At 60.1% G+C, this 14829-nt stretch carries 8 protein-coding genes; 2 read left to right on the forward strand and 6 right to left on the reverse strand.

Going from position 1 to position 14829, the window contains the following annotated elements; translation table 11 throughout:
• Position 1 precedes the first annotated feature (1 nt).
• Positions 2-898 (reverse strand): GNAT family N-acetyltransferase, encoded by an 897-nt coding sequence (locus BMZ10_RS17915; protein ID WP_093465169.1) that lies wholly within the window; start codon positions 896-898, stop codon positions 2-4.
• Positions 892-2712, reverse strand: coding sequence for a lipid A export permease/ATP-binding protein MsbA (msbA, locus tag BMZ10_RS17920; protein ID WP_093465172.1), 1821 nt, complete (start codon positions 2710-2712; stop codon positions 892-894). Before msbA ends, BMZ10_RS17915 begins: the two co-directional genes overlap by 7 nt.
• Positions 2713-2829: 117 nt before the next feature.
• On the opposite strand from msbA, the gene BMZ10_RS17925 reads away from it, so the two are divergent.
• A complete protein-coding gene (locus BMZ10_RS17925) occupies positions 2830-3486 on the forward strand; it encodes a lipopolysaccharide kinase InaA family protein (protein WP_093465175.1) in 657 nt (218 codons plus the stop codon).
• A gap of 7 nt (positions 3487-3493) precedes the next feature.
• Here the strand turns inward: BMZ10_RS17925 and BMZ10_RS17930 are convergent, their stop codons facing one another.
• From BMZ10_RS17930 to BMZ10_RS17945, 4 genes are all read right to left on the reverse strand, one after another.
• Entirely contained in the window at positions 3494-4345 is an 852-nt protein-coding gene (locus BMZ10_RS17930) for a hypothetical protein (protein WP_093465178.1), read from the reverse strand.
• Positions 4335-5471: an O-antigen ligase family protein gene (locus tag BMZ10_RS17935; protein ID WP_177182155.1), complete on the reverse strand. Its 1137-nt coding sequence runs from the start codon at positions 5469-5471 to the stop codon at positions 4335-4337. Before BMZ10_RS17935 ends, BMZ10_RS17930 begins: the two co-directional genes overlap by 11 nt.
• Before the next feature lie 160 nt (positions 5472-5631).
• The gene (locus BMZ10_RS17940; RefSeq protein ID WP_093465184.1) at positions 5632-6762 is read right to left on the reverse strand and encodes a glycosyltransferase; all 1131 of its coding nucleotides are present in this window, start codon (positions 6760-6762) and stop codon (positions 5632-5634) included.
• Positions 6746-8503, reverse strand: coding sequence for a carbamoyltransferase family protein (locus BMZ10_RS17945; protein ID WP_093465187.1), 1758 nt, complete (start codon positions 8501-8503; stop codon positions 6746-6748). The genes BMZ10_RS17940 and BMZ10_RS17945 overlap by 17 nt, the downstream gene beginning before the upstream one ends.
• A gap of 306 nt (positions 8504-8809) precedes the next feature.
• Between BMZ10_RS17945 and BMZ10_RS17950 the strand changes: the two genes are divergently transcribed.
• On the forward strand, positions 8810-14827 hold the full coding sequence (locus BMZ10_RS17950; protein WP_177182156.1) for a membrane-targeted effector domain-containing toxin: 6018 nt from the start codon (positions 8810-8812) through the stop codon (positions 14825-14827).
• Positions 14828-14829: the final 2 nt, after the last annotated feature.

Consider the following 14829-nt stretch of genomic DNA (forward strand, 5'->3'; position numbering starts at 1 on the left):
ATCAGACCTTGTAGACCGGCACCGTCCGGCACCAACGATCTTTATATTCGCGGTCGGAACGCCCGAAAGAATAGCGCAGCGGTTTGTCGAGCGATCGGGCGTCGGACCAGGCGCTTTGCGTGTTGACGTAACTCAGCACGCTGCCAGGACTCAATGCCTGTTGTTGAGGATCGACGCCCCCGTTGACGTACTCGACTGACACCCAGTTGGGCGACTCGACGCGATACAGCACCTGAATCGCGATCGCCCGGTCGTCGAGCATGATCACCGACCCCGTCATGAACTCACGCATCAGCGTGAACACATCGCCCAGATGCGCTTTGCCGGGCACTTCGAAGTTCCAGCGGGCCTGAAACAGCCGCTCGTACATCGCCGCAAGCTCAGCAGGTGTGAAATCCTGCACGGGACGCAATACCGCACCCGCCTCCTCGAGCAAACGCTGCTCGCGACGCTGGTTGTAACGAAATTTCTTCGAGTAATCCTCAGGCTCGCGCGCAAGGGCCAGGCTTTCGGCCTGCGGCTTGAGCGTTGTGACAAAAGGCAGATTCAGCTCCGAGACGTAGCTCATGCGCTGGCGCACTGGCACACGAACGTCTTGCGCAACGGGGAGGATGACCTCTGCGTTGCCGAGGTCGAAAAATCCCCGCTTGCCCTGCTGCTTGAGCACTTTTCTAGACAGCGCCAGATCTCGCCCCCAGCAGGCGACGGCAGCAATGATGTCACCATCGGCCTGCCAGCCCAGATACCTGACGGGTAGACCGACCAGCCCTGCGAGACGTTCGATCACCCGAGGATGGGTCGCCACGCTGCCGCCAAACCGGCTCCATGCCTGCTCGTAGGCAGCTGCATCGATAACCGTCCAGCCTCGTTCACGCCAGAATCGCAACGCATTCAACATGCATCGATTACCTGACCGGCGTTGCTGGCGGGCTCATCTTCGAACTGTTTGGCGTGCAGACGCGTGTAATAACCGTTTTGTGCCAGCAGAGAGGCGTGCGTCCCGCGCTCGACGATGCGGCCTTCATCCATGACCAGAATCAGGTCGGCCTTCTCGATGGTGGTCAGACGGTGCGCAATCACCAGCGTGGTCCGCCCTTTCATGACCTTGTCCAGCGCGTGCTGGATGTGGCGCTCGGACTCGGTGTCCAGCGCCGATGTAGCTTCATCGAGGATCAACAGGGGTGCGTTCTTGAGCAGCGCGCGGGCAATCGCCAGGCGCTGACGCTGACCACCGGACAGCAAGACACCGTTCTCTCCAACCAGCGTCTGGTACTTCTGCGGCAGCTTGTCGATGAACTCATCGGCAAAGGCGTCCGCCGACACCTGCTGAATGTCGGCCAGCGGCGCCCCTGCCAGATCACCGTAGGCGATGTTATTGGCGATCGTGTCGTTGAACAGTGTGACGTGCTGCGTCACCAGCGCGATATGCCGGCGCAGGTTGCGCAGCGTGTAGTCTTCGATCGCAGTCTCATCGAGCAGAATCTGGCCTTGGCTATGATCGTAGAAGCGCGGGATCAGACCGGCCAACGTGGATTTACCGCTGCCTGAACGACCGACCAACGCAACCATCTGACCCGCTTCGGCAACAAAACTGACGTCATCCAGGACGCGTTTTTCCGTGCCAGGGTAGGTGAACGACAGGTTCTTGACCTCCAGCCGGCCGCTGACGTGTTCACGCTCAACGGTACCGCTGTCCTGTTCAGGCGTTTCGTCGAGCTGTTCGAAAATGCTTTCGGCCCCGGCAACGCCCTTCTGAATGGTGGAACTGACCTCGGACAACTGGCGGATTGGCTTGGGCAGCAAACCGGCCATGGTGATGTACGCCACCAGATCGCCCGCTGAAGAGTCACCGCGCAGATAAAGCACCAGAAACATCACGATGGCCATGCCGGTGTACGTCACCAACTGCAGCATCGGGGTGTAGACCGCGCCCGTCTTGGTCATCGTCAACTGTTTCTTGGTGTTGCTGCGGCTCGCCTTTTCAAAGCGGCCTTTTTCGTAATCTTCCCCGCCGAAACTGCGCACGACGCGATAGCCGTGGATGGTCTCGGACGCCACGTGGGTGACGTCGCCCATCGCGACCTGAATCTTCTTGCTCTGTTTGCGGAATTTGCGGCTGGTGCTGTTCACCATCACTGCGATGAGCGGCAGGATGGCCAGCATGACCAGGGTCAGCTCCCAGTTCATCCACAGCAACGCGCCGAACAGGAAAATGACCGTCATGCCTTCGCGGATGACAACCTTGATGGCGTCGGTCGCGGCCCCCGTTACCATGGTGACGTTGAACGTGATGCGGGAAATCAGGTGCCCGGAGTTGTGGTTGTCGAAATACCGGTTCGGCAACGTCAGCAACTTGTTGAACAGCACCAGACGCAGATCGTGCACCAGCCCCAGTGAGACTTGCGCCAGAAAGTAGTTGCCCAGATAGGAACCTGCGCCCTGCCAGATGGCGATCAGGACGATCATCAAGGGCACGGCCTGCAACAGTTGAAGGTCGCCCAGGTAGGGCACACCGGGAAACAGTCGCGCCTCTGGATTGGCCAGACCGTCGACGAAATACTTGAGGATGTAAGCGAGCATCGGCTGGGTCGATGCGAAGATCAGGAAGCCCACGATACTCAGAACGAACAGGCCGATATACGGCCTGACGTACGTCAGCAACCGGAAATAGATGGCCAGAGTGGATTTGCCGCGAGGTTCAGGACTGCTCATGGGGATCCGCGATAAAAAATGAGTCGGCTATCTTAACACAGCTCTCCGAATGGCGAGCCGGGGAGCCAAGCCCGCCCGAGTCGGGTAAGATGGCGAATTTTTCAGGTAGTGGAACTGATGCACTCGATGAAACACAGCGACTATCTGGCCTTGCGAGAAAACGCGACAGTGCTGGAAGCCGATGGGTCGGGAGACAAGGTCCTGCTGCTCGCCGATGGCGACATCCTCAAGCTGTTCCGTCGCAAGCGCCTGCTGAGCTCGGCACTGCTGTTCCCTTATGCCAAGCGCTTCGCCGACAACATTGCTGCCCTTGAGCGACGGCAGATTCGCTGCCCGCGCATGGTCGACACATACCGCATCGGCAGCATCAAAAGAGATGCCGTGCGGTATGAACCACTGGCGGGAATGACCCTGCGGCAGGCCATCAAGCAGAATAACGAAGGCGATGCCTTGCGCGCCAAGCTGGGCGCCTTCATCGCACGGCTGCATGACCAGGGCGTTTACTTCCGCTCTTTGCATCTGGGCAACGTCATTCTCACGCCCGATAACGCACTCGGCCTGATCGACATCTCGGACATGCGCTGCCAGAGCCCGTCGCTGAGCCGCAGCAAGCGGTTGCGCAACTTTCAGCATCTGCTTCGTTACAAGGAAGATCGCGCCTGGCTGTTGGGCGAGGATGCCGGCGCGACATTCCTGAACGCTTATATCCAGAGCCTTGAGGCCCCGATCCGGAGCCCGCGCTTCGTCTCAGACCTTCAGGCCATGCTCGGCTGACACGACGTCAGCCGCGTGGCAGCAGCTCATCAAGCTGCTGGACGGTCAGTTTCGGCACGACACTGTGGGGCAAGCGGCTTTCCAGCGACAGATTGAACACCTGCAAGCCGGTGCGCGGCGCAATCTTTTTTGCCATCAGCTCAAAGCTGGGCAAGATGTACTGCTCGAAATCCTCATCCAGGCTGCTCGGCAGCGCAGCCTGACCCTGCTCGTAGAAACGCCCGCCCTGCTGACGCAAATCCACGCCGATCAGAAACGCCTGGCGAAACCCCAGATGGCAAGACAACTGAAGCCCTGCAAAAGGGATGGTCCGGCTGCCAAAATAGCCCCGCGCCAGATTCAGGCTGAACCCGATCCGGTTAGGCTTACGCCGCAACAGCGAGAAGTTCGAGATCAGCTCAGGATCGTGACGAATTGACCAGGCATACGCGCGATCGGAGAGGATCGGTTTGCGGTCGCTGCGATTGACCCGCTCCAGCAGGTAGACCTTTTTGCCCTGCAGAGCCGTGCGGTCAGCCGCGTGAATCTGCTCGAGCACGTCCAGACTCATTGCCAGACGCTCGCCATGAAGCGCGCCCTTGATCGCAAGTTCCGGGCGCCCCATGACGAAGTTAGGATCGTCGCAGAGATAGAAGAAGGGGCGGATGCCCTGCTCGATGCACCGCAGCACGGAGCCATTCATGGCAATGACCGGACAGTTCCGATGATCATGCAGCGGGAAATGGCTGGCAGACGGACCTGACGCGAGCAGGAACACCGGCCCGCTGAAGGCGTCGCGCACCGTCACAAAATCCTGGAGCTGCAACTCCAGATCCGGCGCGATCAGCCAGCGGGCATCGCCCCTGCTCTCAACCTTCACGGTGCGCAACCTCCCTCGACACAGCGATGGCCCCGGCGAGCGGGAGCCACAGCCACATCCACACAAGTCCCGGCGTGCCAATGAACGTGTGCAGCTCAACCACCATGACAACCGCAATGCCTGCAAGCAGTGCGATCCAGAGTCCCGCCTCTTTCGAACGCGCCAGCGCACGGGACAGACTGACCGCAGCGAATGCCATCGCGATCACAAGCAGGGCCAGACCGACGATACCCAGCTGATAGAGCACTTCGAGATAAAGGCTGTGGGTGTTGCCGACGATTTGCCCTGTGTGCAGGCGCACCTGACCCAGCGCCGTGCCCGCGCCTCGGCCAAACCACCAGTGATCCGTCAGACGCGAAAAGATCATGCTCCAGACTTCATTACGCCCGGTGACGCCTCGCACGTTCACTTCGAACATCAGCTCCCGGAAGCCCAGAATCGCAATCGCCACGATACCGACAGCAATGGCGATCAACAGGCTGCGACGGACCTTGCCTTGAGTCATCACACAGACCAGCAGCAGACAGCCGGCCGCACCACCCATCCACGCGCTGCGGGCAAACGTGAAATAGAGGTACACGGCCAGAACGGCGCAGCACAGCAGCCAGAAGAGGCTTTCGCGGCGCTTTTCAGCCGTCAGCATCAGCCACGCGCCCGCGATCAGGAAGAAGGCATAGTGCATACCTGCCACGATGGTATTGCCGAAATCAGCGACATTGATCACGCCAGAGGTGGCCAGCTTCATTTCCCGGTAACCAAACTTGAAGGCGCCGTGGCTCATGAGATTGACCATCGAAAACAGCGCAAAGCCTGTCGCGAGACAGACGCCGATCTGCATGATGCGCGTCCAGTTAAGGACGGACTGCGGCTTAATCGCGCTGACCGCTGCGATAAACAGGCAGATAAGCACCAATCGACGCGTGGACTGAAAGTTATCCCCGGAAAAGAAGCTGTTCAGGAACATATAGCCGAACAGCACCGCCATCGCGATGATCAGCGGATTCAGCGACAGCGAACGACGGCTGAACAGCCCGAACGAAGCGAGCAGCGACAAGAGCAATGCGATGCGGATGAACGACGCCCACGCACTCGATGTGCCCGGCCACCAGAATGAACCGAGGAACATGGCAAGTATCGCAAGAGCAGCAAAGAGTGATGAGCAAAAACGAAAGCGAGACGACCAAATACTACTGACCATTACAAATCCGATAGATCAACTTGAAAGCAATACGAGCCCGCACTGACGGTGAACTCGTCCATGGTTCTTTTAGCCAGTTAAAAGCGGGTTACATATCCGGCAGACTATCGGTGACTTGGGGCAAGCGCCAGAAGACCTTGCGCACGGCATCATCCGAAAAGGTGTCGTGCAGACGCTGCATCATCAACAAAGCACAGGACTGTCGCTGCTCGGCATCCAGCCGCGACAGATGCACCAGGCCCTGAGCCAGATGCTCGCCATCGCCCAGAGGAAAGAGAATGCCCACACCTTCGACGACTTCCTTTGCCCCGCCGCAGGCCGTCGCAATGAGTGGCACGCCGGCGACCATGGCCTCGAGCAGCACCATGCCGAACGGCTCATGATCCGAACTCAGGGCAAACACATCGAACGCCTTGAAATAGCGACTGGCCTGGGGCACTTGCCCCAATAGCATCACCTGATGGCCGATACCCAGCTCCATTGCCAGCTCTTTGAGGTCCTGCTCCAGCCGTCCGGTACCGAGAATAACCAACTGGCTGTCGGCCGGAAGATTCGGCAATGCCTGAGCGAACCCGCGCAGCAGCGTGGCCTGATCCTTGTCCGGATGCAGCCGTCCGACGTTGCCGACGACCCAAGCATCCTGAGCGAGCCCAAGTGCTTCGCGGGCCTGTTCACGGGGCAACAGCGTAGTCGCGAGCCCGTCCACGTCGATGCGGTTATAAAGCGTCTGAATTCGGCCGGTCGGCCATTTCGGCAGAGCTTTTCGCAGATCATCACGCACAGCATCGGACACCCCGAGAAGGCTCAGGCGCATGCGGAACAGGTGCGCGAACAGCTTGCGGCTGCGTCGGGTGTAGTCACCGTAGGCGTGATGTACGCCGATCACCGGCAAACCGGTGGCTAACAGTGCGATATAAACCGGTTTGAAACGATGAGCGATGCAGAAGACAAAATCCCGCGAAGCAGCGATCTTCCGCAGATCACGAATGGCGCCCAGCTTCAGGCCGCGAATGGCCCTGGAGCTGTACTCCATGAACAGCACTTCGTCCGAGGCGCAGGCGGATGCCACCTCAGGGTCAGCGGCTCCGGTCAGGAATACCGTGGTGACACGGTATCCCTTGCCTGCGAACAGGCTGGCATATTGCCGGGCGCAGTCCAGAAACGGCCCGTCATAGCCGTGACAGAACTGCAGAACATGGCGCTCAGCCGAGCGTGTCATAAGCGTCTGCGCCGTCTTTGACCACCAGGATGTCTTCCATGATCAGGTACTGCAGGTCCGAGCCGAAGAACATATTCAAGGCGTCGGTCGGCGAGCAGATCATTGGCTCGCCACGACGGTTCAGCGAGGTGTTGAGCGACACGCCGTTGCCGGTGAGGTTCTCCAGCGCTTTCATCATGTCGTAGTAGCGCGGATTGTATTCGCGCTTGAGCACCTGGGCGCGAGAAGTGCCGTCTTCATGGACGACTTCCGGAACGCGGGTCTTCCACTCTTCAGCCACTTCGAACGTGAACGTCATGAAGGGCGCCGGGTGATCGATCTTGATCATCTGTGGAGCGACGGTGTCGAGCATCGACGGGCAGAAAGGCCTCCATCGCTCGCGGAACTTGATCTGATGGTTGATGCGATCGGCCACGCCGGCCACGCTTGGGCAACCGATGATCGAACGACCGCCGAGCGCGCGTGGACCGAACTCCATACGTCCCTGGAACCAGGCCACGGGATTGCCATCGACCATGATCTTTGCGATCTGCTCGGGCATGTTCTCGAGCTTGCGCCATTTCGGCTGGCTCGGATGGCGCGCGCAGGCGGCAATGACATCTTCGTTGCTGTACGAAGGGCCAAGGTATACGTGCTCCATCTTCTCGACTGGCACGCCACGAGCATGGGACACGTACGCAGCGGCGCCGACAGCGGTCCCGGCATCACCGGAAGCAGGCTGCACGAACAGTTCTTTCACCTCGGGACGCGCGATGATCTTCTGGTTGAGCTTGACGTTCAGCGCGCAACCGCCCGCGAAGGCAATCTTGCCGGTTTCCTTGAGGATGTCGCCCAGATAGTGATCCATCATCTGCAGCGCCAGCTTCTCGAACAGCGCCTGCATGCTGGCGGCGTAATGGATGTAAGGCTCGTCGGCGATGTCGCCCTCACGTTTCGGGCCCAGCCACTCGATCAGCTTCGGCGAGAAATAGAAGCCCTTGCCCTTCTCTTTGTAACGACGCAGGCCGATGACGTTGGCGTACTCGGTGTTGATGACCAGTTCGCCGTTCTCGAAACTGGCCAGACGCGAGAAGTCGTACTTGCTGGCGTCGCCATACGGCGCCATGCCCATGACCTTGAACTCGCCATCGAGCATCTCGAAACCGAGGAATTCAGTGATCGCACCGTACAGGCCGCCCAAGGAATCGGGATCGTAGAATTCCTTGATCTTGTGGATCTTGCCGTTTTCGCCATAGCCGAAGAACGTCGTGGCGTATTCACCTTTGCCGTCGATGCCGAGGATCGCGGTCTTCTCTTGAAAGCCGGAGCAGTGATAAGCGCTGGAGGCGTGTGCCAGGTGGTGCTCGACCGGTTCGATCTTGATCTTCTTCGGGTCGAAACCCAACTGCTCCAGGCACCAGATGATCTTGTTGCGATAGCGCTTGTAGCGACGGTTACCCATCAGGATGGCGTCGAGCGCACGATCCGGGGCGTACCAGTAACGCTTGGCATAGTGCCAGCGCGCCTCACCGAACAGGCTGATCGGGGCAAACGGGATGGCCACGACATCGACGTCCGAGGGCTTGATGCCCGCCTGCTCGAGGCAGAACTTGGCCGATTCGTACGGCATGCGGTTCTTGGCATGCTTGTCGCGAACGAAACGCTCTTCTTCGGCAGCAGCAATCAGCTTGCCGTCGATGTACAGGGCTGCGGAAGGATCATGGCTAAGGGCGCCGGACAGGCCAAGGATCGTCAATGCCACTAGGGTCTAGCCTCTTCAGTCTGCATGCAGGCGTCATGCGCCTGACAAATAAGGTGTGCCTGGCGCGAGTGCGGCGGGCAGCTAAAGGGCGGGATTATAGCGTAACGGCGCCGGATTTGGTCGCGGGTAAATGAAGCGTGTTGCGATCTATTCAGATGGGTGTCACCGCACAGCCTGGCCCACGCGATAACTATTTAGCACCTCACCCCATCAGCGTTCTGATTGATTCGAAGCTCAACGAATCGACGGGCCCGGCGCCCGGCTCTGCGACCCTTCGCGGAGTTCATGACAGGAACGCAATACGCCATGGAAACACAGACATTCAATCCGCCCGCGCTCGATCGCCTGACGACGCTGTCCAGGATATTTGAAGCCGAGCTCGATCATCTGCCTGCGGCCAGTACCAGTACGGATGACCCGATCGGGATAACGCCAACGGAGCAGGTCGATCATCTGAACGCGCGCATCGCGCAGTTCTGGAGCCAGGCCAGTGCCCGGGACATTTCGCGACGTGAATTATTTGTGACGGGGCTCGAACTGGCCCTGCGCGACGATGTGTCATTGAGCATCGAGGAAGGCGAGTTGCACGCCGATTATCAACGCTGCCTGCCGGGGGCTGACGAGCAAGCGCGCGTCGAATTCAGCTCGTTGCAGTTGCAGATCGACGAAGGACGCTGGATCGAGATCGCCGGCGCGATCATCTCCACCGCAGAGAACGGCCAGACGTTGCTGTCCTTGCCGGGGCAAAGCGGTGAAGGCTTCACTTCAAAACAGGCGATGACGGACGAGCTGACCCGACGCATCAACCATCCCGTTCTGCGCCTGCCTTTGCTGCGCACGCTGCCGGAAAGCACTCGCGACGCCTGGTCGGGCATTCAGGCCGAGGGCGACCTCTTCCTGGAAAACTGGACTGCCTCGGACTGGCGGCTGACACGCATCAAGGGCTCGGCCTTCGACTACGCCTTCGACCGCCTGCTAGACAAGCAGCGTGGCGACATCAACGAACTGTTCGCAACGAGCGCCGTGGGCACCGAGGCCTTCGCCGCGCGTCTGGATGCCCTGATGCGCATGCCGAAATCCTGGGGGCCCGACGGCATGATCGTAGCGATCGAACATCGCCGCTGGCTGCGCAGTGAACGCCAAAGGTGGCCGGACTGGCTGAAAATGGCAACGGTCCAGGAACGTCAGCACTATGCCCGCGCGCTGGAGGAAACCGGCCAGGCGATCAGCGTGCTGACCAGTGTAATGGGCGACGCGGCTTCGCCAGAACATTACGCCCGCAGCCACCTGCGCGCACGCATTGCCAACGACCTGGGTCATGACGTCGATCCTGACCAATTGCGCTTGTCGACCCAGCGCCCGCTGCCCGGCGTGGCGCAGACCTACACCAACAGCCGCTCGCTGACCCAGCTCGGGCTGATCGGCTTGCACCCCGGCGACTCGTTGGCGGGGTCGAGCTTTCTGACTGAAACGCAGGTCACGCTGAACGGCCGCCCGCTCACGTCGAGTCACGAGCGATTGACACTCGCGTATCTGGCGAAGCTCATCGACGAACTGGATCTGCGCAGAGCGTTTGGGCAGGCACAACGGCAGATCTACGGCTCGGAAACGACTCAGCGACAGATGCGCGAGGTCATGCATCGTCAACTGTTGACCCACGGCTATGCTGCGGCGCTTCAGGGGCATCTTTCGCCAGGCGGGTATGCGCTGATCGAGTCCTTGAATCCGGCGACCACGGCGCCAAAAAATCACAACGTCACGATCCAGCGACTGGTGCTCAACGGACGCGATACACTGGGCGGCGTTCTGGTGCTGCGCACGCTCAACGACGCGGGCGAGCTCGACAGCCTGATGCTGTACGCGGCGGACATTCCGCGTGCTCAGCGCTTTCAACACTTCACCAGTGAACGCCAGCTGCTCAATGAACTGGTGAGCTGGAGTCGCAGCACGGAGTTGAGCGAGTTTCTCGTGGCCCACGTCGCGCCAACGCATCAGGCTGCGCTGGCAACCCAATTGCAACGGTTGGCTGAGCTTCCCGCACCACCCGATAATTTCGTCAGCTACTCGACCTGTCCCGATTATGACGCCGGCCTGCGCGGGCTGGTGTCGGCACACATACAAATGAAGCTGGCCGAGCAACGTCAGCACACGCCCGACTGGTACTTGAATGCCTCGAAGGAACAGCGCCAGCAGTTGGTGGCGCTGGAGGATGCCCTTGTTGCCGCGCGCTCACGCTACGAGGCACAGGCCCACACTCAGGTACCGGATTTCGAGGCGTTCGTACACGACCACGCTTCACGGAAGATCAACGAATTGCTGGGGCTGCCCGACGGTACTGTCGATCCTGATCAGCTCATCATCTCCTCTCCCCGAGAAACCCTGACTTACACGCGCATGTTGCGTGACGGCTATGACGACAGCCTGGGCATGCTCACGCCCACCGCCGACACCACGGCATCGTTCAACGGCCCTGCCGGTGTGGACCTGAGCATGCTGACCCCGAGCAAAGTCGCTCGCTCTGTGCACGGTCAATGGGTGCTCGACAGATATGTGGAGAAAATCCGCAGCCAACTGCTCGATCCTCAAAGCGAAGGCTACGCCTGGCGCAGACGCCAGAGCCTGCTGCTGACGCAACTGCAGATGAGCGCCGATGCATTGCGCAGCCTGCTCAAAGGGCAGATCGATGTCGGGCAGCATCAGTGGCTGAGCCGCACCTTCGAAAACCTGCATTCGACTGATCCTGTCCTGCGCGCCCGTTTCCCGGTTTACCCGCTGCAACTGAAAGTCGATGTGCTGGCGGTCGCCGTGAAGGTTGAAACCCTGCAGGGCTGTTACCTGCTGCGCCCTGAAGGTCCGGGCGCAGCGTCGCAGGCTTTGCTCTATACACCGCAGGCGCCGGACGGATACGCGTTTCGCCCACTCGAATCGTTCAGCAACACCTTGCTGCGCGACGGCATGGGCGACTACTACCTCAAGCGCGGTCGTGCTGGCGCCGGGCGTTCATTGGCGTTCGCACTGGCCGACCTGAAAAAGGGCAAAGGCATGGCGCCCGCCTTCGCGGATCGGCCTCTGACCGATCTGCACGATGTGTGCTTCAACCACATCATCGAGCGCAAGATTGCCGATGCACAGGCCACGACTACCGGGCGCGCCGACATGCTGGCCCGGCTGATCTGGAGCAGCGTGGAGATGGTCGCAATCGTGCTGACCCTGCCCTTTCCGCCAGCGAGCTTCGCAGTCGGCATGGTCATGGCCGGCGTCGACAGCTATCGCGCATTGGCAGCGTTGCATGAGCGCGACCATGAAACCGCAAGTCTGTATGTCCTCAGCGCATGGCTGAATGCAGCAGGTTCGGCGGGCGACCTGTACTCTGGAATGAAGGGCCTGGGCGGCGTGCTGAAACGCGTCGCGCGCAGCGATCAAGCTATCCCCACATCCAGCCTGCCGGGCGTTAAAACCCAAGGCCCTCTCACACCGGTGATCGTGCAGGATGAAGTGTTCTGGACGGCTGCTTCCAAAACCCGTCGTCACGCGCCGCTGTACCGTACCCATGCACTGCGGCCGGACACTCTGCAGCCCACCGGTCATTTCGCAGAAACCGACGTCAGCGGAACCTGGAAAGCCTTGCAGCAAGACAACGCGAACCCCGCTTACGTCGTGAACGTGTCGCTGGCCGAAGGCACGCGCCTTGATGCTGCCCATGCCCAGGGCGTGACGATGCTCCGCGGCAAGTGTTACATCTCGATGCACGACCAGGTTTTTCAGGTCCAGTACGACGCCAGCATCCGTATCTGGCAGATCGTGGATCCGGGTAATCCGTTCGCCTTTTTCGGCAGGCAGCCGGTACGACGCAACGAGCAAGGCCTGTGGGAAATCCTTGAGCCGCTGAAGTTGCGCGGCGGCGTCCTGCCCGTCTATCAGTCGCTTGACGAGACCGCTGCAGGACTGACCACTGCCGCGAGCAGCGTGAGCGATTATGAGATGCCCGAAGCCCTGCAGCCTTATGTGTTTGGCATCGTCAGCGTCCGACAGGCCGAGAGCTACAGCGACAGCACCGGCCATCTTCGCTTCATGTTCGACGACATTTTCCTGGCCGGGCGCGAAACCTACTCCACGCTGCGTCAGAACCTGTACCGCGACGCAGCGGCGTTCTTCCAGCAGCCCGTCCTGAAGACCAAGCCAGAGCTGCCCCAACTGGAGGGCGACCCCTCCGTCGAAGCTTTCTTGAAGGCGGCGCTCAAGGACACCAATGGTCTGGTGATCGGCGAGGCGCCGACGCTGATCGCCAGCAAACAGCTGCTGATCGACAACATGCCGCTGCTTGCCGAGCAGAAAATCGAGGTGCTTTATCTGGAGCATTTGCAGACCGATCAGCACGTGCACAAGCTGCAGAAATACAAAGCGCTGGGGAGCAAGACCCGCAGCGGTTCGCATCAGCTCAAACACTATCTGGACACCGTCAACGATGGTGCGCTGAAGAGCCGCAGCGACAAATACGATTACTACCACGTGATCAAGGCCGCCCATCGACACGGCATCGAGGTCAAGCCGTTCAGCTCCTCGGTCAGCTATGACTACGCCGACAGCGAGGTGAGCGCGGCACTGGGCGACCCGCTGGCGCAGCACAAGATGTCAGCGTTTTTCGGCAACAAGGTCATCAGCGATGACGTTCAGGCTCAGCCTCAACGCCGCTGGATCGCGCTGCTCGACCATCGGATCGCAAACAACTGGCAGCAGCAGCCAGGCATCAGTGAGCTGCAGGGGGTAATCAGTCTTCGTGTCGTCGAGGTGCCGCAGGGCCAGGCTCAACTGATTGCCCGCGACATTGACGATGCCCTCGGCGCGACACAGACCCGAGGCGATTTCCGGGTAGAAATCCCATGCGCCCACGTCACGCCGACGGCAGGCACGAGCGCCGCGGCAGCAGAGCCTTCGACGGCACTGGATGATGCGCTGTACAACTTGCTGGAGCGCCGCTCGCCTCTGGAATGGGGTCTGGACCCGCAGCGCAAATCCTTCGTCTCGCAGCGCAAGCTGGCGGCCAATCTCTACGCCGGTGAACACGGTTTCCAGTGGCATGCCGACGGTTACTGGGCGCGAGCGCAGGCTTCCCAATGGCCGAAGGACCCGGCACTCAACGCCATTCAGATATCGTTGATCGATGACAGCTATCAGCTACCTGCGACCATGCGACCAATCTTTCATGAGCTCGCCTACTTCCGGCATCGGGGCCTGAACCCGAACTACTTCTTCCCGGAAACCGAGCTGGCAGAGGTTCGCAATACGTTTTTCGAACTGGCCGCCTCGCTGCAAAAAAGCGCCCGCGAGGTGCTGTCCGCCAAGTTGCCCGCTCGCGTGGCCATGCCGGACATCAAGGCTGACACGCCAATCAGCATGTTTCTGGAAGAGCTTTACGAAAACACTTCTGGCGTTGTCATCGGCGAATCCCATGGCGCGATTGCGAGCAAGCGCCTGATCCTGGACAACCTGGAGTATCTGTCGAAGCAAAACGTGAAGACGCTTTATATGGAGCATCTGCTGACGGACCTGCATCAGGCTGACCTCGATCTGTTCGCCGAAACGGGCTTGATGAGCAAGACCCTGCTGCATGACATCAAGGCCATGGACAAAGGCTTCCGCACCGACAAGGAGGGCGTCTATACCTTCGAGAACCTGTTGCTGCAAGCCCGACGCCACGGTGTCGAGGTTCGTGCGATCGATTGCGCAGCTTCCTACTTCATCCGCAACCTCCCAACGACGTCCGGCTCGACGCGCCAGCAGGTGTTCAGCTATTTCGCCTCACGAACGATCCGCAGACATCAAAGCGTCATGGGGGCGCACAAATGGATAGCGCTGGTCGGCAATTCACACGCCAACACCTTCAAGAACAGCGTGCCCGGCATTGCCGAACTGGAGCGCGCCATCGGTGTGCGCGTGTTGGACGTAGCGTCAGGCAAAGGCCGAGGCATCATGCTCGATCCCGGCGAAGACGTGAGTCAGGGCATCGCGAGCGGGCAGGTGTTTCTCAAGAACGATTTCAGGGTTGAAATCGAGCTCAAGCCCCGCGCGCAACTGGCGGTTCCGCTCGGCGATCGCCTCTATAATCCCGGCATGTTCTTGCTGGAACAGAGCGATTCGGCGCACCCGATGATCATCCATCGCTCTCGGGACAGAACGCTCAAGCGAACGCCTGTGCGACTCAATGGCGAAGGCAAGTTTTACATCGAGCGAGACGCCTGGCCTAAGGTGCATCTCAAGCCCTTCGATGACCTCGCGTCGCTGACTGACGCACTCGTGCAGATGAAACTCAAACACGTGGCCTGAGC

The sequence above is a fragment of the Pseudomonas sp. NFR16 genome, assembly GCF_900108875.1.
Lineage (GTDB): Bacteria > Pseudomonadota > Gammaproteobacteria > Pseudomonadales > Pseudomonadaceae > Aquipseudomonas.

Bases quoted from the DNA above. Each gene is read 5' to 3' on its own strand.
- BMZ10_RS17950 (WP_177182156.1), top strand. From the start codon at position 8,810: ATGGAAACACAGACATTCAATCCGCCCGCGCTCGATCGCCTGACGACG.
- msbA (WP_093465172.1), bottom strand. From the start codon at position 2,712: ATGAGCAGTCCTGAACCTCGCGGCAAATCCACTCTGGCCATCTATTTC.
- BMZ10_RS17915 (WP_093465169.1), bottom strand. From the start codon at position 898: ATGTTGAATGCGTTGCGATTCTGGCGTGAACGAGGCTGGACGGTTATC.
- BMZ10_RS17940 (WP_093465184.1), bottom strand. From the start codon at position 6,762: ATGACACGCTCGGCTGAGCGCCATGTTCTGCAGTTCTGTCACGGCTAT.
- BMZ10_RS17935 (WP_177182155.1), bottom strand. From the start codon at position 5,471: ATGTTCCTCGGTTCATTCTGGTGGCCGGGCACATCGAGTGCGTGGGCG.
- BMZ10_RS17925 (WP_093465175.1), top strand. From the start codon at position 2,830: ATGCACTCGATGAAACACAGCGACTATCTGGCCTTGCGAGAAAACGCG.